We start from the raw sequence: 25,877 nt of genomic DNA, 5'->3' as shown, positions 1-25,877 counted from the left end.
TACTATTAAGTCGAGATAATCACAGATGAAAAAATCCACATTGGTCCTGACGGCGCTTGCTCTCAGTCTGGGCATGGCGCTCAGTCCCGTCTCTGGCTTTGCGGCAGAAACCGCCGCGACCCATCAGCAATTGCCCAGCCTGGCGCCGATGCTGGAAAAAGTCATGCCCTCCGTGGTGAGTATCAGCGTCGAAGGCAGTACGCCGGTCACGTCGCGGCAAATGCCCGATCAACTCAAACAATTCTTCGGTCAAAATTCGCCGCTGTGCCAGGACGGCTCGCCCTTCCAGGCGTCACCGTTGTGCCAGGGCGGCGATGAGGGGAGCGATGACGGTGGCGACGAAGGCGGCGCGCCGGCCCAGGAAAAATTCCAGGCGCTGGGAGCCGGGGTCATTATCGACGCCGATAAGGGCTATGTGGTGACCAACAATCATGTAGTGAATGACGCGTCTAAAATACAGGTACAGCTTAACGACGGACGTAAATTCGACGCCAAGCTTATTGGTAAGGATCCGCGATCCGATATTGCGCTGGTGCAGCTGATTGACTTCAAAAACCTGACCGCCATCAAAATGGCCGATTCCGATCAATTGCGGGTCGGGGATTATACCGTGGCGATCGGCAATCCCTACGGGTTGGGGGAAACGGCGACCTCCGGTATTGTCTCGGCGCTCGGACGCAGCGGGTTGAATATCGAAAATTATGAGAACTTTATCCAGACCGACGCGGCCATCAACCGCGGCAATTCCGGCGGCGCGCTGGTGAATCTGAACGGCGAGCTTATCGGTATTAATACCGCCATCTTGGCGCCGGACGGTGGTAATATCGGCATCGGTTTTGCCATACCGAGCAATATGGTCAAAAACCTGACCAAGCAAATTGTTGAATTTGGTCAGGTAAAACGCGGCGAAATTGGCATTCTCGGCACCGAGTTGACGCCGGAACTGGCGAAAGCGATGAAGATCGATGCCCAGCGCGGCGCGTTCGTCAGCCAGGTAATGCCGAAATCCGCCGCGGAGAAAGCCGGCGTAAAAGCGGGGGATGTGATCGTCACCATGAACGGCAAGGCGCTGAACAGCTTTGCCTCGTTCCGGGCCGACATCAGCTCCCAGCCGGTGGGCACCAAAATGACCCTCGGCCTGCTGCGCGACGGTAAACCGGTCACGGTCACCGTTACCCTGGAGCAAAGCACGCAATCCCAGGTGGATTCCGGGATGGTCTTTACCGGCATCGAAGGCGCGGAGCTCAGCAATACCGAGCTTGACGGCCAGAAAGGGGTGCGGGTAGATAACGTTAAAGCCGGTAGCACCGCCGAGCGGGTCGGGCTGAAGAAGGGCGATGTTATTCTCGGCGTGAATCAGCAGCCGGTGGCAAATATCGGCGAGCTGCGCAAAATCCTCGACACCAAACCCAATGTGCTGGCGCTGAATATTCGCCGCGGTGATACTTCGCTGTATCTATTGGCGCAATAACTGACTGCATGACACTCGCCGGATGGCCATGACGCCGTCCGGTTTTTTTTGCCCGCAAAAAAACGTGATGCTCACCACATCTTGAATGCGTGGTCCCTGACTTTGTGCGTTTGCACAATGCTAGGGGGCGCGGCTGTGAGTATGCTGCAAAGATTGAGCAATCAGCGGTGAGGACGGCGATGGCGACTTATCATCTTGATGCCAAGCTGGCGCAGGAAATCGTGGCAAGAACCATGCAGATAATCGACAGCAACATTAACGTGATGGACGCCCGTGGCCGGATAATCGGCAGCGGCGATCGGGAGCGTATCGGCGAGCTGCATGAGGGCGCGCTGCTGGCGCTGTCCCAGGCGCGGGTGGTGGATATCGACGACGGGGTGGCCAAGCATTTGCATGGCGTGCGTCCCGGGATTAATCTGCCGCTGAAAATCGACGGTAATATCGTTGGCGTCATCGGGTTAACCGGTAATCCCGGCCAGCTGCGCCAGTATGGCGAATTGGTGTGTATGACCGCCGAGATGATGCTGGAGCAGGCGCGGTTGCTGCATATGCTGGCGCAGGACAGCCGGCTGCGCGAAGAATTGGTGCTGAATCTTATCCGCGCCGAAGAAGTGACGCCGGCGCTGTCCGAATGGGCGCAGCGCCTGGGGATCGATATTCATCAGCCGCGCGTGGCGGCGGTGGTGGAGGTGGACAGCGGGCAGTTTGGCGTCGATAGCGCCATGGCCGAGCTGCAACAGTTACAGACCCTGTTGACTACCCCTGAGCGGGACAATCTTATCGCTATCGTCTCCCTGACCGAAATGGTGGTTTTGAAGCCGGCGCTGAACAGCCACGGCCGCTGGGATGCCGACGAGCACCGGCGCCGCGTGGATAGTCTATTTTCCCGCATGACCGAAAGCAGCCGCCTGCGGGTGCGTATCGCGCTGGGTAACTTTTTTACCGGACCGGGAGGGATCGCCCGCTCCTGGCGCACCGCCGTTACCACCATGGCGGTGGGCAAGCAGCGCCACCCGGACGAGCGCCGCTATTTTTATCCCGATTTGATGTTGCCGGTGTTATTGGACAGCCTGCGCGGCGGTTGGCAAGCCAATGAGCTGGTGCGGCCGCTGGTCAAACTCAAGGCCATGGACAGCAACGGTTTATTGCGACGAACCCTTATCGCCTGGTTTCGCCATAACGTGCAGCCGACGCCCACCTCGCGCGCGCTGTTTATTCATCGCAATACGCTGGAATACCGTTTGAACCGCATTTCCGAAATGACCGGCCTGAATCTGGCCAACTTTGACGATCGGCTGCTGCTGTATGTAGCGCTACAGCTGGATGATAATCTCTGAGATGCGCATGCGCATGCGCAGGCGCAGGCGCAGGCGGATGCCGGCGTAAAGGTTAACGCTGTGGGTATAAACTGAACCGTAAACCGTAAACCGTAAACCGTAAACCGTAAACCGTAAACCATAAACCGTAAACCGTAAACCGTGAACCGTGAACCGTGAACCGTGAACCGTGAACCGTGAACCGTGAACCGTGAACCGTAAACGGTGCGGGGCATACCGTCGCGCAGGCCGGGAAGCGCCCAGTGGGGCGCCTCCCGGGTTCTCAGGCCGCGAGAGGTTTTAGCTCCAGGCGCTGGATTTTGCCGACGATAAACAAATAGCTAACGATAACCATCAAACCGTTGGCGGCGACATAAATCAGCGCGCCGTCAAACGAGCCGGTACGCTGTAGAATGTAGCCAATCACGATGGGTGTGGTAATGGCGCCGATTTGGGTCACCAAATTCAAAACCCCGCCGCTGAGGCCGACAATCTGCTTTGGTGCGGTGTCGGCGTTCACCGTCCAGCCGAGTGCGCCGATGCCCTTGCCGAAGAACGCCAGGCTCATGGCCGCCACCACCACCACATCGGAGGTGGTGTAATTGCAGATAACCATACTGGTGCATAACAGCATGCCGACGATGATGGGCGTTTTGCGCGCCACCGACAGCGAATAACCGCGGTTGAGCAGATAGTCGGAAAACACGCCGCCCAGCACTCCGCCGATACAGCCGCAAACCGCCGGCAGCGCCGCGACGAAACCCGCCTCCAGAATCGACATGCCGCGTCCCTTAACCAAATAAATGGGAAACCAGGACAAGAAGAACCAGGTAATCGCATTAACGCAATAATTGGCCAGATAAATGCCCAACAGCATACGGCTGGACAGCAACTGTTTGATATAGCCCAACTGCGGCGCGCGATCCGCCTTGGGACCCGCCGCGGCGTCCATCTCCACCAGCGCGCCGCCCGCGCGCAGATACTCCAGTTCGCTTTGGCTCACCCGCGGATGGTTCAGTGGACTGTACATGGTTTTCACCCATACCGCCGACAGCACAATCCCCACCACGCCCATCACGATAAACACATATTCCCAGCTGACCTCTTGGGTGATCCAGCCCAAGAGCGGGTTGAACACCACCAGCGCGGCATATTGCGAGATGTTGAATATCGCCGAGGCGGTACCGCGTTCCCGCACCGGAAACCAGGCGGAAACGATGCGGCTGTTGGCCGGCATGACCGGCGCTTCGGCAAAACCCACCATGAAGCGCAATATGAACAGCATCATGGCGGCATTGGCGAAGAAATGGACAAAGCCCTGGCAGAAGGTAAATACCGACCAGATCAAGATGGCGCAACCGTAGACTTTTTTAGATCCGAACTTATCCAGCAACCAGCCGCCCGGCAGCTGAGCGAGGGTATACGCCCAGCCGAAGGCTGAGAAGATATAGCCCATTTGCAGCGGATCCAGACCCAAATCTCGCGCCACATGCGGGCCGGCGATGGACAGGGTGGACCGGTCGGCGTAGTTGACGGTGCTGATGATGAATAACACCGCCAGGATCCAAAAACGCGAGCGTGTTTTATGCGCGCTGGCGTCTATCACCGTGTTATCCATGGTAGACGCCTCCCGGTCGTGAGCCCGCAGGGGAGGCCGTGCGGCGAGTCAAAACCCGCTGTCCGCAGCGGACGGTGTACATGACGATCCATTGGCTGAATAGCTGCATAGTGGTGTCCTGAACGGTAGGGAAGTAAGAATGAACGTTTTTTAATCTAAATAGCGGTTCAGCAGCAGTATAAGAGTTAATGTCCCGGCAGACATTGGGCTTATGACTGAATGCGGGGGCGGATGCGCGGACTTTTTACAGCAAAGCGCTAAAGGGAAGTGATGCCGATCACTTATCGCCACGGCCTCAGGGATAATTAAAAAGAGGTTTCATTTTTGGCCTTAGACGTTTGGCGGCGGCCGGTTTGTGAACTCGCCCCTGTCGCCTTAGGCATCCGCTGCAATCCGTCGCCGCTCTTGGCCTTTTTTATTGTGATGATGCCCAATGAAAAGGGCGCGATAATGTCCTTATACTGAGGTATCAATTGCTTAAACCCTGGGCTTCCCCGCGTCCGGCGGAGGGGCGACAGCGTTTTTTCGTATGAGGAAGAGTCAATGGCCAATACCCAAAGCGGTCCCGTGATTACCGAGATGAAAGTGATCCCGGTCGCGGGACATGACAGCATGCTGCTGAATATCGGCGGCGCGCACAGCGCCTGGTTTACCCGCAATCTCGTGGTGCTTAAGGACAGCGCCGGCCATACCGGCGTCGGCGAAGCCCCGGGCGGCGAAGTCATCTTAAAAACGCTGCAAGAGGCGACACCGCTGGTGGTCGGCACCGAAGTGGCGCGGATGAACCGGCTGGTGCAACAGGTGCATTTGGGTAATCAATCTTCTGACTTCGACGCCTTCGGCGGCGGCGCCTGGACGTTTGAACTGCGGGTTAACGCGGTGGCGGCGCTGGAGGCGGCGCTGCTGGACTTGCTGGGGCAGTGCCTCGGCGTGCCGGTGGTGGAGCTGCTCGGTCCGGGCAAGCAGCGCGACGCGGTGACGGTGCTGGGCTATCTGTTTTATGTCGGCGATCGCGAGCGTACCGATCTCCCCTATCAACGCGGCGAACAGGGCGGCCATGACTGGTATCACTTACGCCATCAAAAAGCCATGGATAGCGCGGCGGTGGTGCGGCTGGCGGAAGCGGCGCAGGATCGCTACGGCTTTAAGGACTTCAAGCTGAAGGGCGGCGTTTTCCCCGGCGAGCAGGAAATCGAGGCGGTAACGGCGCTGGCGAAGCGTTTCCCCGACGCCCGTATCACGGTCGATCCCAACGGCGCCTGGCTGTTGGATGAAGCCATTCGGCTGTGTAAAGGAATGCAGGGGATCTTGAGTTACGCTGAAGATCCGTGCGGGGCCGAGCAGGGCTATTCCGGCCGTGAAGTGATGGCCGAATTCCGCCGCGCCACCGGTCTACCGGTGGCGACCAATATGATTGCCACCAACTGGCGCGAAATGAACCATGCGGTCATGTTGCAAGCGGTGGATATTCCGCTGGCCGACCCGCATTTCTGGACAATGCACGGCGCGGTGCGCGTCGCGCAGTTGTGTGACGACTGGGGCCTGACCTGGGGTTGCCACTCCAATAATCATTTCGATATTTCGCTGGCGATGTTTACCCACGTCGGTGCGGCGGCGCCGGGCAAACCCACCGCGATTGACACCCACTGGATCTGGCAAGAGGGTAATCAGCGTCTGACCAAAGCGCCGCTGCAAATCCATCAAGGACAAATCGCGGTGCCGGAACAGCCCGGCCTTGGCGTCGAGCTGGATTGGGCGCAGGTGGAACAGGCTCATGCCCTGTATAAAAGCCTGCCGGGCGGGGCGCGTAATGACGCCACCGCGATGCGCTATTTGGTGCCGGAGTGGCAATTTGATCGCAAACGCCCGGCTTTCGGCCGCGGCTGAACCGCGGATTGGCAAAGGACAAGATGATGACGCACAGTGACACGCCGGTGGTACGCGGTATGCAGGTCATACCGGTGGCCGGCCAGGATAGTATGTTGATGAACCTCAGCGGCGCCCATGCGCCGTTTTTTACCCGCAATATCGTGTTGCTGGAAGACAGCGCGGGTCAGCGCGGCGTGGGCGAGGTGCCGGGCGGCGAGGCCATCCGCCAAACGCTGGAGGATGCCCGCCCGCTGGTGCTGGGTAAACCGCTGGGCGAATACCTGAATGTGCTGAAGAGCGTGCGCACGCAGTTCGCCGGCCGGGATGCCGCCGGCCGTGGCCCGCAGACCTTCGATCTGCGCACCACTATCCATGTGGTAACCGGCATCGAGGCGGCGATGTTGGATCTGCTCGGCAAGCATTTGGGCGTCAATGTCGCCTCGTTGTTGGGTGAAGGCCAGCAGCGGGATCGGGTGGACATGCTGGGTTATCTGTTTTATATCGGCGATCGCCATAAAACCGGCCTGCCATATCAGAGCCAGCCCGATGCGTCGTGCGATTGGTACCGCCTGCGCCATGAGCCGGCCATGACCCCTGAGGCCATCGTTCAGTTGGCGCAAGCGGCGCGGGAGAAGTACGGTTTCAACGATTTTAAATTAAAAGGCGGCGTGTTCGCGGGAGAGGAAGAAGCGCAGGCGGTGACCGCGCTGGCGCGCCATTTCCCGGACGCGCGTATCACCCTTGATCCCAACGGCGCCTGGTCGCTGCGCGAGGCCATCGAGCTCGGTAAATCCCTGCGCCACGTGCTGGCCTACGCCGAGGATCCCTGCGGCGCCGAACAGGGTTTTTCCGGCCGCGAAGTGATGGCCGAATTCCGCCGCGCCACCGGTCTGCCGACCGCCACCAATATGATAGCCACCGACTGGCGGCAAATGTGTCATGCCATCGCGCTACAGGCGGTGGATATTCCGCTGGCGGATCCGCATTTCTGGACAATGCAGGGCGCCGTTCGGGTTGCCCAGCTTTGCCATGCGGCCGGATTGACGTGGGGATCGCATTCCAATAATCATTTTGATATTTCGCTGGCGATGTTTACCCATGTGGCCGCCGCCGCGCCGGGTAACATTACCGCCATCGACACCCACTGGATCTGGCAGGAAGGCAATCAGCGCCTGACCAAGACGCCGCTGGTGATTAGCGGCGGCAAGGTGACGGTGCCGTCGACCCCGGGGCTCGGCGTCGAGGTGGATAGTGATCGGATCATGCAGGCCCATGCGCTATACCGCCGCCATGGATTGGGGGCGCGTGACGATGCCGCCGGGATGCAGGCGCTGATCCCCGGCTGGAGATTTGACGCAAAACGTCCCTGTATGGTGCGCTAAACGCCCGGCGCCGCCAGGCGCAGTGCTCCCTGTCAAGTGCCGAACACTCCCTCCTCTCTGAACAGGGGAAGGGGGAGGGGAAGAGATTGTTTTCGCCATCAGCCCTATTGTTCTCATCCAGCGTTGGGTGATTCAGGGGCTCATGAGGTCGCTTACCGTCGGCCTCATTCATTCCCCCCTGCGGTGCAGAATCGTCGTCCCGCCGAACATCAACTGCTGCGCCATCGGACGGCCCATGAACCGCGCCGGGAAGATCGGCGCCAAGGCGCTGGCTTTTTCTAAGCGGTCGCATTGATGCTCAGTGAAGACCACGGACAGGGCTTTAAAGTTGTCTTCGGCTTGCTCCAGCGTGCGCGCCCCCACAATTGGCGCGACCACGGCCGGATTGAGCAGCGTCCACGCCAGCGCCACCTGCGAGCGCGAGGCCCCCAGTTCATCGGCGATTTCGCCCACGACATCGGCGATATCCAGCGCCTGCGCGTTGAGGTGCCCGGTTGAGGCAATGATCCCTTTACGGGTGGGTGATACCTCGGCGACGTTCTCCTCCGACAGATCGGCGCGACGGTATTTGCCGGTCAAGATACCCCCGCCGAGCGGAGACCAGGGTAGTACACCCAGACCCAGCGCCTGCGCCATCGGCAATAGCTCGTGCTCAACCGATCGCTCGACCAGGCTGTATTCTACCTGTAGCGCGACGAAAGGAGACCAGCCGCGCAGGTCGGCCAGGGTTTGCATCTGTGAGATGCGCCAAGCGGGTGTATTGCAGATGGCGACATAGAGGATTTTCCCCGCCCGCACCATGTCATCAAGCGCACGCATTACCTCTTCGGGCGTTGTGGTAAAGTCCCAGGCATGCACGTGCAGCAGGTCGATGCGATCCGTGTCGAGTTGGCGCAAACTGTCCTCCACCGAGCGGACGAGATTATAGCGATGGTTACCGCCCGAATTGGGATTGCCCTGCTCGCGAGCCATGGTGAACTTGGTTGACAGGACCAGACGCTCTCGCTTGTCCTTGATCATCCCGGCGAGGATTTTCTCGGCGCTGCCGTTCGTATAGTTGACCGCGGTGTCAATGAAATTGCCGCCGCAGTCAACATAGGCATCAAAGATGCGCTTTGCCTCGCCCTCGTCGCTGCCCCAGCCCCATTCGGTGCCGAAGGTCATCGTCCCGAGCGCAAGCGGTGAAACGCGAAGGCCGGATCGTCCGAGCAGACGGTAGTGGTCTAGAGAGCTTGATGTGGTCATGTAGCGCTATCCTCTGGTGTAAGTGCAGTGGGTTATCCACGGCACTATCTTGATGCAGCGCGCTTTGGCAGAGGTAGCCTGCTTGTCCTATTGATTTGCCCGATCGTCCGGTGTTTGCACGGCGGGTTTTGCCTTTTGCGATGGCTGCTGTAGCATAAAAGCAATGAACAGACTTGATAGGTTGGTTGATCTCATCGGTCGCCATGCGTCGGCAGATGGCACGTATACGAGCGCCATTCCGGGGGTAAAACTGCATCGCAGTTCTTCTCCCACCGTGCCAATGCCGGTGATCTATGGCCCGACACTCTGCTTGGTTGCCCAAGGGACGAAGCAAGCCTCCCTCGGGTCCACGGCGTATTGCTACGATCCTGCGCAGTATCTGGTGGCTTCCGTTGCGCTACCGGTGATGGGATCGGTCATCAAGGCCAGCGCAAGCCATCCTTATTTGTGTCTTCAACTCGACCTGGACTCGGCCGAGCTGTCAGACCTCACCCTCTGCCATCCGGCAGCCGCCAGGGAGGAGCGCCCCCCTCTTGCTGGGTTAACGTTGAACAAAACCTCCCCGCAATTGCTTGATGCGGCAATCCGCCTGCTCGGGCTGCTGGATACACCCGATGATATCGATGCCCTCGCGCCGCTTACCCTGCGTGAAATCCTCTATCGTCTCCTGGTCGGGCCCAGTGGGGACATCATCAGGAACATGGCGCTGGCGGACAGCCGGCTCAATCAGATTGCCCGAGCGATCCTGTGGATAAGAACACACTTTCGCGAACCTTGTCGTATTGCCTACGCCGCCGAGATTGCGGGAATGAGCCGCTCCACCTTCCACCTTCATTTCAAGGCGGTGACGACCTTAAGTCCTATTGAGTTCCGCACGCATCTGCGGCTACAGGAAGCGCGGCGGCTGATGGTGAGTGAGGCAGCCGACGCGGCCAGTGCTGGCTTCCAGGTGGGTTATGAAAGCCCTTCACAGTTCAGCCGTGACTATGCCCGGGTATTCGGCATCTCCCCGGCCAAGCATGCCCACCGGTTGAGACAGGAACAGGGCAGCCTGACGGCCGCAACTTAAAAATCACCCTACGCTGCCGGTAACGGATTGCCTTACGTCTGGCCTAAGATCAATGCTGTGCGTAACGATTTTTCTGCCAGCCGTAGGCGGCTGATGCCGACCGGCAAAGTCCCGGTCAGCGGGCGCGGGGCCGAGGGATATACAGGCCGGCGTACCACGCCAGCATCGCGCTGGCGTCTTGCGCGTCAGGTGACCGGCGCCGGATTGAATACCGACAGCGCGTTATGGATCCCCCATTGGTCAGACCAGGTTTTCTTCCGGCCGCTGGCAATCTCCAAGATAAAGTGGAACAGCTGCCAGCCGACGTCCTCAATGGTGGCCTCGCCGGTGGCGATAGTACCGGCATTAATGTCCATCAAATCATACCAGCGGTCCGCCAGCGCCGTGCGGGTCGCCATTTTGATCACCGGCACCGCCGCCAGGCCGTAAGGCGTCCCGCGTCCGGTGGTGAATACCTGCACCGTAATCCCGGACGCCAGCTGCTGGGTGCCGCAAATAAAATCGCTCGCCGGCGTGGCGGCATAAATCAGGCCGCGCCGGGTGGGGCGCTGACCGGGAGAGAGTACTTCGACGATGGCGCTGGTGCCGGATTTGGCGATTGAACCGAGCGCTTTTTCCACCACGTTGGCCAATCCGCCCTTTTTGTTACCGGGAGAGGGGTTGGCGCTGCGGTCGGTCTGGCCCAGGCTGAGATAATTGTCGTACCAGGCCATCTCCTCCAGCAGGCGGCGGCCCACGGCTTCATCGGCGGCGCGGGGGGTCAGTAGATGGATGGCGTCGCGCACCTCGGTGACTTCGGAAAACATTACCGTAGCGCCGCAGCGCACCAGCAAATCCGAGGCGAACCCCACCGCCGGATTGGCGGTCACGCCGGAAAACGCGTCGCTGCCGCCGCACTGCATGCCCACCACCAGCTCCGACGCCGGGCACGTTTCGCGCTGGCGGCCGTTAAGATGCTGAAGATGACGCTCCGCCACCGCCAGAATATCCGCCACCATCGATTGAAAACCGACGTGCTTTTCATCTTGCAAACGCACAATGCTCGCCGCTTCCACCGCAATCGGCTGTACGTCTTCGCTACCGGCCAGCAGGCGCTCCGGCTGGAGTTTCTCGCAGCCCAACCCGACGACCATCACCTCGCCGCCGAAGTTGGGGTTAAGGGCGATATTATGAATCGTGCGAATGGGCACCACCGCGGCCGGCGCATTGATCGCCACGCCGCAGCCGTACAGATGATTCAGGCCCACCACGCCGTCAACGTTCGGGTATTTCGGCAGTAAATCGCGTTCGATAAGCTTCACCACGAACTCCACCACGCCGGCAACGCAATGAACGCTGGTGGTGATGCCGAGCAGGTTCTTGGTGCCGACGCTGCCGTCGGGGTTGCGATAGCCCTCAAAGGTGTAGCCTTCCAACGGCGGCAGCGGCGGCGGCACCTTGGTCGCCAGCGGCAGGGTTTCCAGCGCCGGCGCCACCGGCAGCTCTACCAACGATTCATCAATCCAACTGCCGCGCGCGATGGCGCGCAGCGCATAGCCAATGATTTCGCCGTAGCGAATAATGGCGCCGCCTTTGGCGATATCGTTCAGCGCGACTTTATGTCCCTGGGGAATATGCTCAATTAATTCCAGTCCGTCCGGAAAACGGCTGCCGGCCGGCAAGCCATGATCATTGACGATAATGGCCACATTATCGGTATCGTGCACTTTTATATAGAAGGCTTGCTCAGCGCTTCGCGTGTGAATAACAGACATAGAGGTCTCCGTAACAACAGCCAGGGTGGGTTGACCTGAAAGTGAGGACGATAAGCGATAACAACACGGTTTATGCCGTTATTATAATCGCAATGCCAACGGCTGGCATTGTGCAAATGACCTGTTTTATACCCATGAGACGGCAATTTATCAGGCGGATGATGAACGGGATGTGACTAGGGTCACTAAGGCGCGGCGGGACTGGCCCCGCGCTAAGATAACGTGACGCGCATCGACTCGCGCTGGATATCGGCACGAAAATACCACGTTATTCAGGGTTATTGTTGTGCAAACGCATAATGTTATTTGCAGCGGTGATTTTTATACTAAACGGGCCTTATTAAGTGAAGGCACTAGCAATACGGTGAAAAAAAATAGCCTCTTACGAGAATAGTAAACCCTGGATAGCGCACGCATACCCTTTTGCCTTTTATTTTCGCGCGTCGTTATCGCCTGATTAGGGCCTGACCTATGAGTATTGCACCTCTGACCGCTAATAAAACCAAGACCCATATACGTTACTGGATTTTGTTCATTATCTTTATGGTCACCGCCATCAATTACGCCGACCGGGCCACCCTGTCGATTGCGGGAACCGATGTCGCGAAAGAACTCGGCCTGGATGCGGGCCAAATGGGGCAGATTTTCTCGGCCTTCGGCTGGGCGTATTTGATTATGCAAATTCCCGGCGGCTGGTTACTAGACCGATACGGATCGAAAAAGGTCTACAGCTACAGTCTGTTTTTCTGGTCGCTGTTTACCTTTTTACAAGGGTTCGTCGGTTTCTTCCCTATCGCCTATGCCGCCATGACGCTGTTTTTCCTGCGCTTTATGCTCGGCTTTTCGGAGGCGCCGTCATTTCCGGCCAACGCCCGTATCGTCGCCGCCTGGTTCCCGACCCGCGAGCGCGGTACCGCCTCGGCCATCTTCAATTCGGCGCAATACTTCTCGCTGGCGATTTTCTCGCCGCTGCTGGGCTGGTTGACTTATACCTGGGGCTGGGAACATGTCTTCACCGTGATGGGCGCTGTGGGCTTCGTCCTGACGGTGATATGGATTAAATTTATCCATAACCCGAATAAGCATCCCCAGGTGTCGGCGCAAGAGCTGGAATATATGTCCGCCGGCGGCGCGGTAGTGGATATGGACTCGCCCACGGCCGGTAAAAAAGAGGGGCCGCACTGGAGCGATGTGCGCCAGATGTTGACCAGCCGCATGATGCTCGGCGTGTTTTTCGGCCAGTATTTTATCAATAGTATTACCTGGTTCTTCCTCACCTGGTTTCCCATTTACCTGGTACAGGACAAGGGGATGTCGATACTGAAAGTCGGCCTGGTGGCGTCGATTCCGGCATTGTGCGGTTTCGCCGGCGGCGTGTTGGGCGGCATTGTGTCGGATAATTTGCTGCGGCGCGGGTTTTCGCTGACCGTGGCGCGTAAAATTCCCATCGTGCTGGGTATGCTGCTGGCGACCAGCATTATCTTGTGCAATTACACCGACAATACCGTTGTCGTGGTAGCGTTAATGGCGCTGGCGTTCTTCGGTAAAGGCTTCGGCGCGCTCGGCTGGCCGGTGGTGGCGGATACCGCGCCGAAAGAGATGATCGGGCTGTGCGGTGGACTGTTTAACGTGTTCGGTAACGTTGCCTCCATCGTTACGCCGCTGGTCATCGGCTATATGGTCAAAGAGTTGCACTCCTTCAATATGGCGCTGGTGTTTGTCGGCTGCTCCGCCCTGGCGGCCATGTTCTGCTATCTGGTGGTGGTAGGCGAAATCAAACGTCTGGTGCTGAAAAAATCCTGACGAGGCGGCCGGCGACCGGCCGGCCGCGCCGCACTTTAGTCCAAATGTAAGAGGATCATTATGAACAATCCATTACTGCCGAACCGTTTTCGTCAGCGTTTACTGCAAGGGGATACCCTGATCGGCTGCTGGTGTGCGCTGGCCAATCCGGTGTCCACCGAAGTGCTGGGGCTGGCGGGATTCGACTGGCTGGTATTGGACGGCGAACACGCGCCCAATGATATCACGACCTTCGTTCCGCAGCTGATGGCGCTCAAAGGCAGCCCCAGCGCGCCGGTGGTGCGCCCGCCCACCAACGAACCGGTGATTATCAAGCGTCTGCTGGATATTGGTTTCTATAATTTTCTCATTCCTTTCGTCGAAACCGAGGAGCAAGCGCTGCGGGCCGTGTCGTCCACGCGCTATCCGCCCGCGGGCATCCGCGGCGTCTCGGTGTCCCACCGCTGCAACAATTACGGCACCGTGCCGGAGTATTTTTCGCTAATCAACGACAACATTACCGTGCTGACGCAAATCGAGAGCCAGGACGGGGTGGACAATATCGATGCCATCGCCGCGGTGGATGGCGTGGACGGTATTTTTGTCGGCCCGGGGGATTTGTCGGCGGCGCTGGGCTACCTCGGGGCGCCCAATCATCCCGAAGTGCAGCGGGTGATCCAGCATATTTTCGCCCGTGCGCGGGCGCAGGGCAAACCGAGCGGCATTCTGGCGCCGGCCGAAGCCGATGCCCGGCGCTATCTGGAATGGGGCGCGCGCTTTGTCGCCGTCGGCAGCGATTTGGGGGTGTTTCGCAGCGCGACCCAGTCCCTGTGCGACAAATTCAAAGGCTGAGCGCCTGGCGCTAAACGCCAAAGGCTGAACGCCGAGCGCTAAACGCCGCGCCGCGTCAATTACACGAGTCAAGAGGATGTTACGATGAAGATTGGATTTATTGGCCTGGGGATCATGGGTAAACCGATGAGTAAAAACCTGCTGAAGGCGGGTTACGCATTGGTCGTGCTGGATCGCAACACCGAATCGGTTGAGGATGTGGTGGCCGCCGGCGCCGAGCGGGCGACGTCGCCGAAAGCGGTGGCCGAGCAGTGCGAGGTGATCATTACCATGCTGCCTAACTCACCCCATGTCAAAGAGGTGGTGCTCGGCGAAAATGGCGTGATAGAGGGAGCCAAAGCCGGCAGCGTGGTCATCGATATGAGTTCAATCGCGCCGCTGGCCAGCCGGGAAATTGCCGCGGCTCTGGCCGCGAAACAGATACAAATGCTGGACGCGCCGGTAAGCGGCGGCGAGCCGAAGGCTATCGACGGCACGCTGTCGGTGATGGTCGGCGGCGATAAAGGCATCTTCGAGCGCCATGTGGACATGCTCAAGTCGATGGCCGGCTCGGTGGTGCATACCGGCGACATTGGCGCCGGTAATGTCACCAAACTGGCGAATCAGGTGATTGTGGCGCTGAATATTGCCGCCATGTCGGAAGCGATGGTGCTTGCCACCAAGGCCGGCGTGGATCCGGAACTGGTGTATCAAGCAATCCGCGGCGGTCTGGCCGGCAGCACCGTGCTGGATGCCAAGGCGCCGATGGTGCTGGACCGCAATTTCAAACCTGGTTTCCGTATTGATCTGCACATCAAGGATTTGGCCAATGCGTTGGATACGTCCCACGGCGTGGGCGCACAACTGCCGCTGACCGCCGCGGTGATGGAAATGATGCAGGCGCTGAAGCAAGACGATTTGGGTAACGCGGACCATAGCGCGCTGGCCTGCTATTATGAAAAATTGGCTCATGTTGTCGTGCAGCGGCAGTGACGGCCTCGGGCGCCTGCCGGGCGCTCCTTCAACCGGCGGAACGCCCACTCCGCCGGCTTCAGCTCTCAACAGGCGTAGCGGGTAGTTTATGAAAATAGTCATCGCTCCGGATTCATATAAAGAGAGTTTATCGGCGTTGGAAGTCGCGACGCAGATCGAAAAAGGATTTCGTGAGGTGTTTCCCGACGCCGATTACGTCAAGCTGCCGGTGGCGGATGGCGGTGAGGGCACCGTGGAGGCCATGGTAGCGGCCACCGGCGGCGAAATTATCCGCGTGCAGGTCACGGGGCCGCTCGGCAAACCGGTAGAGGCGTTCTTCGGCTTGTCCGGCGATCGCTCCAGCGCGTTTATCGAAATGGCCGCCGCCAGCGGGCTGGAGCTGGTGCGCAGCGACGATCGCAATCCGCTGCTAACCACCTCCTACGGCACCGGCGAGTTGATTCGCTGCGCGCTGGATCACGGCGTCAAGCACTGCATTATCGGTATCGGCGGCAGCGCCACCAACGACGGCGGCGCCGGCATGGTGCAGGCGCTGGGCGCCCGTCTGCTGGATGACAACGGCGATGCCATCGGCTTCGGCGGCAGTCAGTTGGCGAAGCTTGCGCGCATCGACATCGGCGGGCTGGATGCGCGCATCCGCGGCTGCCGGTTTGAAGTCGCCTGCGACGTCAGCAATCCGCTGACCGGCGACGAGGGCGCCTCGGCGGTCTTCGGCCCGCAAAAGGGGGCGACGCCGGCGATGATCCGCGAATTGGATGTGGCGTTAAAACATTATGCCGACATTATTAAGCGCGATTTGGATCAGGAGGTCGATCGGGTGTCCGGCGCCGGCGCGGCCGGCGGAATGGGCGCCGGTTTGCAGGCGTTTTGCGGCGCCGAGTTGCGCAAGGGAATCGAAATTGTCACCGAAGCGCTGGGGCTGGAGCAATTGGTGAAAGATGCGTCGCTGGTGATTACCGGTGAGGGGCGTATTGACAGCCAGACGTTGCAGGGCAAGGTGCCGATCGGCGTCGCGCGGGTGGCGAAACGGTACCACAAACCGGTTATCGGCATCGCCGGTAGCCTGACCGCCGATGTGGGCGTGGTGCATCAGCACGGCCTGGATGCGGTATTCAGCGTACTGTATAGCATTTGTACGCTGGAGCAGGCGCTGGACAACGCCGGGGAGAATGTGCGTATGGCGGCGCGCAATATCGCCGCTACGGTGAAGCTCGGCCAAACGCTGCGCTAGCGGCCGGCGCGGTTCGCGCTTGCCGAAGCCCGCGCGCCGTTCGTCCGGACGCGAGCGGGTGGACGCTAATCCGCAATTGCCGGTTATGGCTCGCGAGCGCGCAGCCCGCTAACCGCTAAGCCAGGCGCGGGCGGCGATGCGCACGTTCTCGATTTCGTCGAGCATTTCCAACCACTCCGGCTCCAGCGCCGCGACCTCAACCCCGCTGCGCAACTGCTGCTCAATATTGGCGCACAGCCGCCGCAGCCGCGGCACACCGCTGTAGCTGCAACTGCCGTGCAGTTTGTGGATCAAGCTGCCGATGTGCTCGTCGTGCGCGCCGTTCGCCACCGCTTCCACCCGCTGTTTGATTTCGGGTAAAAACTCCAGCAGCATCCCCAGCATTTCCCGCGCCAAATCCGGTTTGTCCGCCGCCTGTCGCAGCGCCAACTGCCAATCGAGCGAAACATCCTGATTGCCGGCCGGCGCCGGCGGCGGTCTGATGTCCCCCGGCCCCTCGCGCGGCCCCGCGAGCGCCGCGCTATCGTGCACGCCGTGGCGCGATAGTAGCCGGCGCAGCATCGCTTCATCGATAGGTTTGGCCAGACAATCAATCATGCCGGCATCCAGCAGCCGCTGCCGTTCATCGCTAATGGTGTGGGCGGTGACCGCTACGATCGGCGTATGGGCGTGAAGCGGCAGTTGGCGAATCAGCTCCGCGGCGCGCAGACCATCGATTTCCGGCATCTGGATATCCATCAAAATAATATCCAGCGGCTTTTTGCCGGCGTAGGCGATAGCTTCGGCGGCGCTGTTACATAAAATGGTGTGCTCCACCTGCTCTTGTAGCAGGGCGCCGATCAGTTTGAGATTGGCGGGATTATCATCTACCGCCATCACGGTTAGCGGCAGGCAGGGCGTGCCGGCTTCGGGCTCGTCGCCCGATCGCGGGGCCGGCGGCGATTGCAGCAGCGGCAGCAGGCGCTGGCCGGACACCGGCTTGGTCAGACAAGCGTCCGCGCCCATTTGTTTTAGCAGCTCCGCCTCCACCATCCATGCGCCCGGCAGCGCCAGGATGATACAGCGGGCATGGCCGCTGGCCCGCAGCAGCTCGTAGCGCATTTCCGGCAGCGACAGCGTCGCGGTCACCGGTTTACCGATGAGTAAAATATCCACCTGCGCATCGCCCAGCGCGTCCATATCGGGATAGTGACTGACCTCGAGCGGCGTGTCCGCCAAAAGCTCGAGGGTGGCCTGCGCCGACGCGCTGTTGGTCTCGATCAACGCCAGACGCTTATGCATCAGGGCATCGTAGCGATGCGGGTCCACCCAGGCGTGGCAGTTGATCTGTAGCGGAATATGGAACCAAAAGGTTGAGCCCCGGCCGGCGCGGCTGCGGAAGTTGATCTCTCCGCCCATCTCCCGCACCAGCTTTTGCGTAATCACCAGCCCCAGACCGGTACCGCCGTGGCGGCGGGTAATGCTGGCATCGGCCTGGCGGAAAGCCTGGAATAGCTGCGATTGCTGGCGTTCGGCGATGCCGATACCGGTATCGCGGATCTGCACGTTGATCTCCACCCGCTCCCGCTCGTGACCCTGGCGGCTGACGCGTATGATGATATGCCCCTGCTCGGTGAATTTAATAGCGTTGCCGATAAGGTTGGTCATCACCTGCTGGAGCCGCAGCGGATCGCCGATGACATATTCCGGCACTTCGCGCTGTACCTGTAAAATCAGCTCCAGGCCCTTTTCGTGGGCGGTATGGGCCAGCAGGATCACCACCTCATCCAGTGTGGCGCGCAGCGCGAAGGGGATCGTTTCCAGCATCAGTTTGCCGGCTTCCAATTTGGAGAAGTCCAGCACGTCGTTAATAATGCTGAGTAAATGATTGCCCGATCGCTCAATGGTTTGCAGATAGTCGCGCTGGGTGGGGGTGAGCGGTGTTTTCAGCGTCTGGCGGGTAAAACCGATAACGCCGTTGAGCGGCGTGCGCAGCTCGTGGGACATATTCGCCAGAAATTCCGACTTGATACGCACCGCCTCCTGGGCACGTTTTTTCGCCAGATCCAATTCGACGTTCTGGATTTCCATTTGCTCGAGGGTCTCACGCAGATCCGAGGTTGCTTGATCGATATTCTGCTGCAGCTCTTCGTGGTAGGCGCTAAGCGACATCGCCATGGCGTTAATGCCGTTTTTCAACATATCCAGTTCGCCGAGCATGTAGCCCTCCACCCGGCTGTCCAACTGGCCGCGGCGGATGCGATCGACGGTGCTGACCATATTGCGGATAGGGCCCGTGACATCGCGCATCAGCCGGTAGGCAAACAGCCCGGCGCAACAAAGGCACAACAGCAACAGCAGCGTGGAAATAAACGCCTCTTTGTACTGCTGCAGCCGCACCGCGTCCATATCCAGTTCGATGGCGATATAACCAAGCGGTTTTATCGCATCGCTGGCCGCACCGTACGCGCGCTCGCCGTCCGGCAGACTGTCCTCGCGCACGATGGGCGTGCGCATGATGAGCGACGACCCCGAGCGCAACAACGTTAGCCCCTCGGGCAGCGGCGCGCCGTCCGGCAGCTTTAGCCGCGCCATATTCTGCTGATAATTGGAGGTGACGAACAGCGTATTGTTGGCGTCGAACAGCGAGATGGACCGCACAATATCCGAGTGGTGGCGATGCAGCAGATTAACCAGATGGCGCACCGATTCGCGATTGTGAAACGTCATACCGTATTCGCTGGACAGCGCCAGCGGCTCGATAATGCTGGCGCCGGCGTCCACCAATTGATGTTGCAGCTCGTTATAGCGGTGGACGACAAAAAAAGCGCTAAGCAGTAAGCCAATGAAAAGCGTCGGAGCCAGGATCAGTATCATCATCCGCGCGCGCAAGCTGTATTTGGTCATAGCGGTCCAATATGGGAGAATAGCGTCAGGCTCATTTCGCAAAGGCGTTTCCGGCAATCTATGGCGCAATTCTACTCTGCAAACCGTCGCGTGGCGACCCGGGAAAGGGTCACGGTCCTGTGTGACCAACTGGATGCGTTCGGCCAGGGGCTGGCGCGCCACCGGGGCAAGGTCATGTTTATCCCCGGGCTGTTGCCGGGGGAGCAGGCCGAGGTGCGTCTCACCGAGGATAAGCGCCAATACAGCCGCGGCGAAGTGGTCCGCCGCCTGAACGATGCCCCCGAGCGGGTCGCTCCCCGCTGCCCCCATTATGGGGTGTGCGGCGGCTGTCAGCAGCAGCATATTAGTCAGGCGCTGCAGCAGCGCACCAAGGCGGCGGCGCTGGCGCAGCTGTTGGCGCGCGAACAGCCAGGCGCGGTGCCCGAGGTGGCGCAAATCGGATCCAGCGCCTATGGTTACCGGCGTCGCACGCGCCTGGGGTTGGTCTATCGCCCGAAATCCCGTCAACTTAGCATGGGTTATCGGCAGGCAAAGTCGAGCGATTTAGTCGATATTCACGCCTGCCCGATTTTGCGACCGGCGCTCGAGCGGCTCATCGCGCCCTTGCGCGCCAGTCTACAGGGGTTGCGGGCCGTGGCGCAGCTGGGGCATGTCGAACTGGCGGCGGCGGATAACGGTCCGTTGATAGTGCTGCGCCACCTGCAACCGCTGGTGGAGGAGGATCGTCGCCGGCTGCTGGATTTCGCCGCCGCCCAGCAGGTCAGCGTATGGCTCGCGCCCGATAGCGAACGCCTGGAATGTCTCAGCGGCGAGCCGCCCTATTATCGGGTAGCGGCGTTGACGCTGCGTTTCAGTCCGCGCGACTTTATCCAGATCAATGACGAGGTCAACCGGCAAATGGTGGCCCAGGCGCTGGATTGGCTGGCGCCGGCGCCCGGCGAACGGGTGTTGGATCTCTTTTGCGGCATGGGCAATTTTACCCTGCCGCTGGCGCGTTTGAGCGGGCAGGTCACCGGCGTTGAGGGGGTTGCGGCGCTGGTAGCGAATGGGCAATATAATGCGCAGAGTAATTCACTAAGCAACGTGACTTTTTTTCACGAAAATCTTGAGCAAGATGTGATGCATCAACCGTGGGCCGTGGGCGGATTTGATAAGATATTGCTCGACCCGGCCAGAGCGGGTGCGGCCGGCGTGATGCCCCTATTGGCGGCGTGGGCGCCGCAGCGCATTGTCTACGTTTCTTGCAATCCGGCGACCCTTGCGCGGGATAGCAAAATTTTATTGGCGGCAGGCTACACCCTGGCACGCCTGGCGATGCTGGATATGTTTCCGCATAGCGGCCATCTTGAGTCGATGGCGTTATTTATCAAGCGTTCCGGCATCTCTGCAAGATAGGGAGTGGGTATGGTTGCGGTAAGAAGTGCACATTTGAACCCGGCGGGCGAGTTTGCCGTGGACGACTGGGTTGCCAGTCTGGGCCTCGCCAATCCGCAATCAAGTGAACGGCTGGCCGACACCTGGCGCTACTGCGAGCAGCGGTGCAAGGACCATCCTGATGCCCCTCTGCTGCTGTGGCGCGGCATTGAAATGGTGGAAATTCTGTCCATGCTCAGTATGGACAACGACAGCCTGTGCGCGGCGCTATTGTTCCCGCTGGCCGATGCCGGCGTGGTGGAAGAGACGGTGCTGGAGGCGGAGTTCGGCAAGAGCATCGTCGAACTGGTTCACGGCGTGCGCGATATGGACGCCATCCGCCAGTTGAAGGCAACCCATAATGATTCCATGGCGCCGGAGCAGGTGGACAACGTGCGCCGCATGCTGTTGGCGATCGTCGAAGATTTCCGCTGCGTGGTGATAAAGCTCGCCGAGCGTATCGCCCATTTGCGCGAGCTGAAGGATGCGCCCGAAGACGAACGGGTGCTGGCGGCGAAAGAGAGCACCAATATTTATGCCCCGCTCGCCAACCGTCTCGGCATCGGCCAGCTCAAGTGGGAGCTGGAAGATTTCTGCTTCCGCTACCTGCATCCCGAAGAATACAAGCGCATCGCCAAGTTGTTGCACGAGCGGCGTATCGACCGCGAACAGTATATCGAAGATTTTGTGGCCTCCTTGCGCAAGGCCATGCAGGAGGAAGGGCTGAAGGCCGATATCTACGGCCGGCCGAAACACATCTATAGCATCTGGCGCAAAATGCAGAAAAAGACGCTGGAATTCGACGAGCTGTTCGACGTGCGCGCGGTGCGGGTGGTGGTGGAGCGCCTACAGGACTGCTATGCCGCCCTCGGCATTGTGCATACCCATTTTCGCCATTTGCCGGATGAGTTCGACGACTACGTCGCCAACCCGAAACCCAACGGCTATCAATCGATCCATACCGTGGTATTGGGCCCGCGCGGCAAAACGCTGGAAATCCAGATCCGCACGCGTCAGATGCATGAGGACGCCGAGCTGGGGGTGGCCGCGCACTGGAAGTATAAAGAGGGCGGTACCGCCCTGACCGGCGGCCGATCCGGCTATGAGCAGCGCATTGCCTGGCTGCGCAAGCTGCTGGCCTGGCAGGAAGAGATGGCGGACTCCGGCGAGATGCTCGACGAAGTGCGCAGCCAAGTGTTTGACGATCGCGTCTATGTGTTTACGCCTAAAGGGGACGTGGTGGATTTGCCGGCCGGCTCCACGCCGCTGGACTTCGCCTACCATATCCATAGCGATGTGGGCCACCGCTGTATCGGCGCCAAAATCAGCGGCCGTATCGTGCCCTTCACCTATCAGTTGCGTATGGGCGATCAGGTCGAAATCATCACCCAGAAACACCCAAATCCGAGCCGCGACTGGCTGAATCCCAATTTGGGTTATGTCACCACCAGCCGCGGGCGCTCCAAAATCCATAACTGGTTTCGCAAGCAGGATCGGGATAAAAACATTGCCGCCGGCCGCCAACTGTTGGAAGAGGAGCTGGAGCATCTGGATATCAGCATGCGCGAGGCGGAAAAACTGCTGCTGCCGCGCTACAACGTCAATACGCTCGATGAACTGCTGGCGTCCATCGGCGGCGGCGACGTGCGCATTAACCAGATGGTCAATTACCTGCAAAGCAAGCTGAACAAACCCAGCGCCGAAGAGGAAGACAAGCAGGCGCTGCGTCAGCTGACGCAGAAAACCCCGCCGGTGCCGCGCAACCGCGATAACGGCCGGGTGGTGGTGGAAGGGGTAGGCAACCTGATGCACCATATCGCCCGCTGCTGCCAGCCGATCCCGGGGGACGATATCAGCGGTTTTATCACCCAGGGGCGCGGCATTTCCATCCATCGCGCCGATTGCGAGCAGCTGGCGGATCTGCAGGCCAATGCGCCGGAACGCATTGTGGACGCGGTGTGGGGCGAGAGCTACTCCAGCGGGTACTCGCTGGTGGTCAGAGTGACCGCCAACGACCGCAGCGGCCTGCTGCGCGACATCACCACCATTCTCGCCAACGAGAAAGTCAACGTGCTCGGCGTTGCCAGCCGCAGCGATGTGAAAAAACAGCTGGCCACCATTGATATGGATATCGAGATCTATAACCAGCAGGTGCTGGGGCGGGTGCTGTCGAAACTCAACCAACTGCCGGACGTCATTGACGCGCGTCGGCTGCACGGTAACTGACTCGTCACAGGATGCTTTATGTCTGAACCGCATGCCGCAACGGCGCTGCACCGGCTGTTAACCATCATGACCCGTCTGCGCGACCCGCAGGCGGGCTGCCCCTGGGATAAAAGCCAGACTTTTGACTCCATCGCCCCCTGCACGCTGGAGGAGACCTATGAAGTGCTCGACGCCATCGCACGGCGCGACTTTGGCGACCTGCGCGCCGAGCTGGGCGATCTGCTGTTTCAGGTGGTGTTTTACGCCGAGCTGGCGCGCGAGCAGGGGCAATTCGATTTCACCGCGATCTGTGAGGCCATCAGCGATAAGCTTGAGCGTCGGCATCCGCACCTGTTCGGCGCCGCGCCGGTCGCGCCGGTGGATCATCGCGCGCAGTGGGAACGGCTGAAGGCGCAGGAGCGGGCGGAAAAATCCCGCCCGTCGCCGCTGGACGATATCCCCGACGCACTGCCGGCGCTGATGAAAGCCCAGAAAATCCAGCAGCGTTGCGCGGCGGTGGGTTTTGACTGGTCCACTCTCGGGCCGGTGCTGGCGAAAGTACATGAAGAGATCGATGAAGTCATGCATGAGGCGCGTCAGCCGGAGGTGGACTCGGCCAAGCTTGCGGAGGAGGTAGGTGATTTGCTGTTCGCCACGGTCAACCTGTCGCGCCATTTGGGCCAGACGGCGGAAGTGGCTCTGCAACAGGCCAACCGCAAATTCGAGCGCCGCTTCCGCCAGGTAGAAGCCATTATTGACGCACAGGGGCTTACGCTTGCGCAGGCAAGTCTGGCGCAAATGGAACAGGCCTGGCAGCAGGTCAAGCGCCGGGAAAAAGAGGCGTGAGCGTTCGCCGCCGAGCCAGCCCGCGACTTTTCGACAAGGGCGGGCGTTTCGGTCGCCGCTGACGCACCGCGGTGGTGGACGCGCCGCGACAGGGGATACGGCCCGTTGGTGGTTTATGGGATTGTTATTTAACCGGTTTGTCATCATCTCGCCGGGCGGCGCGGCGCGCAATCGGCAAGGGAGCGCGGGCGGATGAGCAAAACGAATATTTGTGGCGCAATGCGGCTTCAGGTATACTGTTTTCCCGTCTTGGTTATTCCGTCTTTACACCTAATTTCTCAGGTTCAGCATGACAACAAACTATATTTTTGTAACCGGCGGGGTCGTCTCCTCCTTGGGTAAAGGCATTGCCGCAGCCTCCCTGGCGGCTATTCTCGAAGCCCGGGGCCTTAACGTTACCATCATGAAGCTGGACCCCTACATCAATGTGGATCCGGGTACCATGAGCCCTATTCAACACGGCGAGGTATTCGTCACCGAAGACGGTGCCGAAACGGATTTGGACTTAGGGCACTATGAGCGCTTTATCCGTACCAAAATGTCGCGCCGCAACAACTTCACCACCGGCCGCATCTATTCCGACGTGCTGCGCAAAGAGCGCCGCGGCGACTATCTGGGCGCCACCATTCAGGTGATTCCCCACATCACTAACGCCATTAAAGAACGCATTATCGAAGGCGGCGAAGGCCATGATGTGGTGCTCGTGGAAATTGGCGGTACGGTGGGGGATATTGAATCGCTGCCGTTTCTGGAAGCCATTCGCCAAATGGCGGTGGAAGTCGGACGCGAGCACACCCTCTACATGCACTTGACCCTGGTGCCCTATATGGCGGCGTCGGGGGAGGTGAAAACCAAACCGACCCAGCATTCGGTGAAAGAGCTGCTGTCCATCGGTATCCAGCCTGACGTGCTGATATGCCGTTCCGATCGGTCGGTGCCCAACAACGAACGGGCGAAAATTGCTTTATTCTGTAACGTGCCGGAAAAGGCGGTGATTTCGCTTAAAGATGTTGATTCAATTTATAAAATCCCGGCGCTATTGAAATCGCAAGGGCTGGACGATTATATTTGTAAACGATTCAGCTTGAACTGTCCCGAGGCGGATCTGTCAGAATGGGAGCAGGTGATTTACCAGCAGGCGAATCCGGTCGGTGAAGTGACCATTGGCATGGTCGGAAAATATATCGAGTTACCGGACGCCTATAAATCGGTTATCGAGGCCCTGAAACACGCCGGACTGAAAAATCGCCTGACGGTAAATATCCGCCTGATTGATTCTCAGGATGTTGAAACCCGCGGCGTCGAAATATTGAAAGATTTGGACGCTATCCTCATCCCCGGCGGCTTCGGCTATCGCGGCGTGGAGGGGAAGATCCTGACCGCGCAATACGCGCGCGAGCAAAAGATCCCCTACCTGGGCATCTGCCTGGGTATGCAGGTGGCGTTAATCGAATTTGCTCGCCATGTGGCGGGGATGCAGGATGCCAACTCCACCGAATTTGTGCCAGACTGTAAGTATCCGGTGGTGGCGCTTATCACCGAATGGCGCGATGAGGACGGCAATGTGGAAATGCGCAGCGAGCAAAGCGACCTGGGCGGCACCATGCGCCTCGGCAGCCAGCCCTGCCACCTGGCGGACGGCAGCCTGGCGCGAGCGTTATACGGCGAGGCCACCATTATGGAACGCCACCGCCATCGCTATGAAGTCAACAATATGCTGTTGAAACACATTGAGGCCGCCGGGCTGCGCGTCGCCGGCTGGTCTGGAGATAATAAGCTGGTGGAGATTATCGAATACCCGGATCATCCGTGGTTTGTCGCCAGCCAGTTCCACCCGGAGTTCACCTCGACGCCCCGTGATGGTCATCCGTTATTCGCGGGCTTCGTCAAAGCCGCGGGCGACTATCAAAAACGGGCGCAGAAATAAAAACAGGGGGCGGCCAGAGCGCGAGCGGCGCCGGCAGCC

At 59.6% G+C, this 25,877-nt stretch carries 16 protein-coding genes and 1 pseudogene; 13 read left to right on the top strand and 4 right to left on the bottom strand.

Annotated elements, in window-relative coordinates:
• Positions 1-25: 25 nt before the first annotated feature.
• Both degP and SANT_RS16735 read left to right on the top strand, forming a co-directional pair.
• Positions 26-1,471: a serine endoprotease DegP gene (degP, locus tag SANT_RS16740; RefSeq protein ID WP_025423407.1), complete on the top strand. Its 1,446-nt coding sequence runs from the start codon at positions 26-28 to the stop codon at positions 1,469-1,471.
• A 179-nt stretch (positions 1,472-1,650) separates the two neighbouring features.
• The gene (locus SANT_RS16735) at positions 1,651-2,808 is read left to right on the top strand and encodes a CdaR family transcriptional regulator (protein WP_025423406.1); all 1,158 of its coding nucleotides are present in this window, start codon (positions 1,651-1,653) and stop codon (positions 2,806-2,808) included.
• A gap of 262 nt (positions 2,809-3,070) precedes the next feature.
• On the opposite strand, the gene SANT_RS16730 is transcribed toward SANT_RS16735, so the two are convergent.
• On the bottom strand, positions 3,071-4,405 hold the full coding sequence (locus tag SANT_RS16730) for an MFS transporter (RefSeq protein ID WP_025423405.1): 1,335 nt from the start codon (positions 4,403-4,405) through the stop codon (positions 3,071-3,073).
• A gap of 543 nt (positions 4,406-4,948) precedes the next feature.
• On the opposite strand from SANT_RS16730, the gene SANT_RS16725 reads away from it, so the two are divergent.
• Together SANT_RS16725 and gudD are read left to right on the top strand one after the other, a co-directional pair.
• The gene (locus tag SANT_RS16725; RefSeq protein WP_025423404.1) at positions 4,949-6,292 is read left to right on the top strand and encodes an enolase C-terminal domain-like protein; all 1,344 of its coding nucleotides are present in this window, start codon (positions 4,949-4,951) and stop codon (positions 6,290-6,292) included.
• 23 nt (positions 6,293-6,315) lie between these two features.
• The gene (gene gudD / locus SANT_RS16720; RefSeq protein WP_025423403.1) at positions 6,316-7,656 is read left to right on the top strand and encodes a glucarate dehydratase; all 1,341 of its coding nucleotides are present in this window, start codon (positions 6,316-6,318) and stop codon (positions 7,654-7,656) included.
• 168 nt (positions 7,657-7,824) lie between these two features.
• Here the strand turns inward: gudD and SANT_RS16715 are convergent, their stop codons facing one another.
• Positions 7,825-8,901 carry an aldo/keto reductase gene (locus SANT_RS16715; protein ID WP_025423402.1) on the bottom strand — a complete coding sequence of 359 codons (1,077 nt, stop codon included), beginning with the start codon at positions 8,899-8,901 and terminating at the stop codon, positions 7,825-7,827.
• Positions 8,902-9,064: 163 nt separating this feature from the next.
• Here SANT_RS16715 and SANT_RS16710 point away from each other — a divergent pair, with 163 nt between their 5' ends.
• Positions 9,065-9,970: an AraC family transcriptional regulator gene (locus SANT_RS16710; RefSeq protein ID WP_025423401.1), complete on the top strand. Its 906-nt coding sequence runs from the start codon at positions 9,065-9,067 to the stop codon at positions 9,968-9,970.
• Positions 9,971-10,155: 185 nt separating this feature from the next.
• Here SANT_RS16710 and garD read toward each other — a convergent pair whose 3' ends face one another.
• Positions 10,156-11,724 carry a galactarate dehydratase gene (gene garD, locus SANT_RS16705; RefSeq protein WP_025423400.1) on the bottom strand — a complete coding sequence of 523 codons (1,569 nt, stop codon included), beginning with the start codon at positions 11,722-11,724 and terminating at the stop codon, positions 10,156-10,158.
• Between the two features lie 471 nt (positions 11,725-12,195).
• On the opposite strand from garD, the gene SANT_RS16700 reads away from it, so the two are divergent.
• From SANT_RS16700 to SANT_RS16685, 4 genes and pseudogenes are all read left to right on the top strand, one after another.
• Positions 12,196-13,527 carry an MFS transporter gene (locus tag SANT_RS16700; protein ID WP_025423399.1) on the top strand — a complete coding sequence of 444 codons (1,332 nt, stop codon included), beginning with the start codon at positions 12,196-12,198 and terminating at the stop codon, positions 13,525-13,527.
• A 60-nt stretch (positions 13,528-13,587) separates the two neighbouring features.
• Positions 13,588-14,358 (top strand): 2-dehydro-3-deoxyglucarate aldolase, encoded by a 771-nt coding sequence (gene garL / locus SANT_RS16695; protein WP_025423398.1) that lies wholly within the window; start codon positions 13,588-13,590, stop codon positions 14,356-14,358.
• 78 nt (positions 14,359-14,436) lie between these two features.
• A pseudogene (gene garR / locus SANT_RS16690) lies at positions 14,437-15,330 on the top strand (2-hydroxy-3-oxopropionate reductase); the annotation flags it as partial.
• A gap of 88 nt (positions 15,331-15,418) precedes the next feature.
• Positions 15,419-16,561, top strand: a complete 1,143-nt coding sequence (locus tag SANT_RS16685; protein WP_025423396.1) for a glycerate kinase — start codon at positions 15,419-15,421, stop codon at positions 16,559-16,561.
• Between the two features lie 108 nt (positions 16,562-16,669).
• Here the strand turns inward: SANT_RS16685 and barA are convergent, their stop codons facing one another.
• Positions 16,670-19,447: a two-component sensor histidine kinase BarA gene (gene barA, locus SANT_RS16680; protein WP_025423395.1), complete on the bottom strand. Its 2,778-nt coding sequence runs from the start codon at positions 19,445-19,447 to the stop codon at positions 16,670-16,672.
• A gap of 60 nt (positions 19,448-19,507) precedes the next feature.
• On the opposite strand from barA, the gene rlmD reads away from it, so the two are divergent.
• From rlmD to pyrG, 4 genes are all read left to right on the top strand, one after another.
• Positions 19,508-20,842, top strand: coding sequence for a 23S rRNA (uracil(1939)-C(5))-methyltransferase RlmD (rlmD, locus tag SANT_RS16675; RefSeq protein ID WP_025423394.1), 1,335 nt, complete (start codon positions 19,508-19,510; stop codon positions 20,840-20,842).
• A gap of 9 nt (positions 20,843-20,851) precedes the next feature.
• Entirely contained in the window at positions 20,852-23,086 is a 2,235-nt protein-coding gene (gene relA / locus SANT_RS16670) for a GTP diphosphokinase (protein ID WP_025423393.1), read from the top strand.
• Between the two features lie 18 nt (positions 23,087-23,104).
• The gene (gene mazG, locus SANT_RS16665; RefSeq protein ID WP_025423392.1) at positions 23,105-23,911 is read left to right on the top strand and encodes a nucleoside triphosphate pyrophosphohydrolase; all 807 of its coding nucleotides are present in this window, start codon (positions 23,105-23,107) and stop codon (positions 23,909-23,911) included.
• Between the two features lie 289 nt (positions 23,912-24,200).
• Positions 24,201-25,838, top strand: coding sequence for a glutamine hydrolyzing CTP synthase (gene pyrG, locus SANT_RS16660; RefSeq protein WP_025423391.1), 1,638 nt, complete (start codon positions 24,201-24,203; stop codon positions 25,836-25,838).
• Positions 25,839-25,877 lie beyond the last annotated feature (39 nt).

The sequence above is a fragment of the Sodalis praecaptivus genome (assembly GCF_000517425.1).
Classification (GTDB): domain Bacteria; phylum Pseudomonadota; class Gammaproteobacteria; order Enterobacterales; family Enterobacteriaceae; genus Sodalis_A; species Sodalis_A praecaptivus.
Note: the sequence above shows the minus strand (reverse complement) of the source record. Positions and strands in the feature narration are given on the sequence as shown.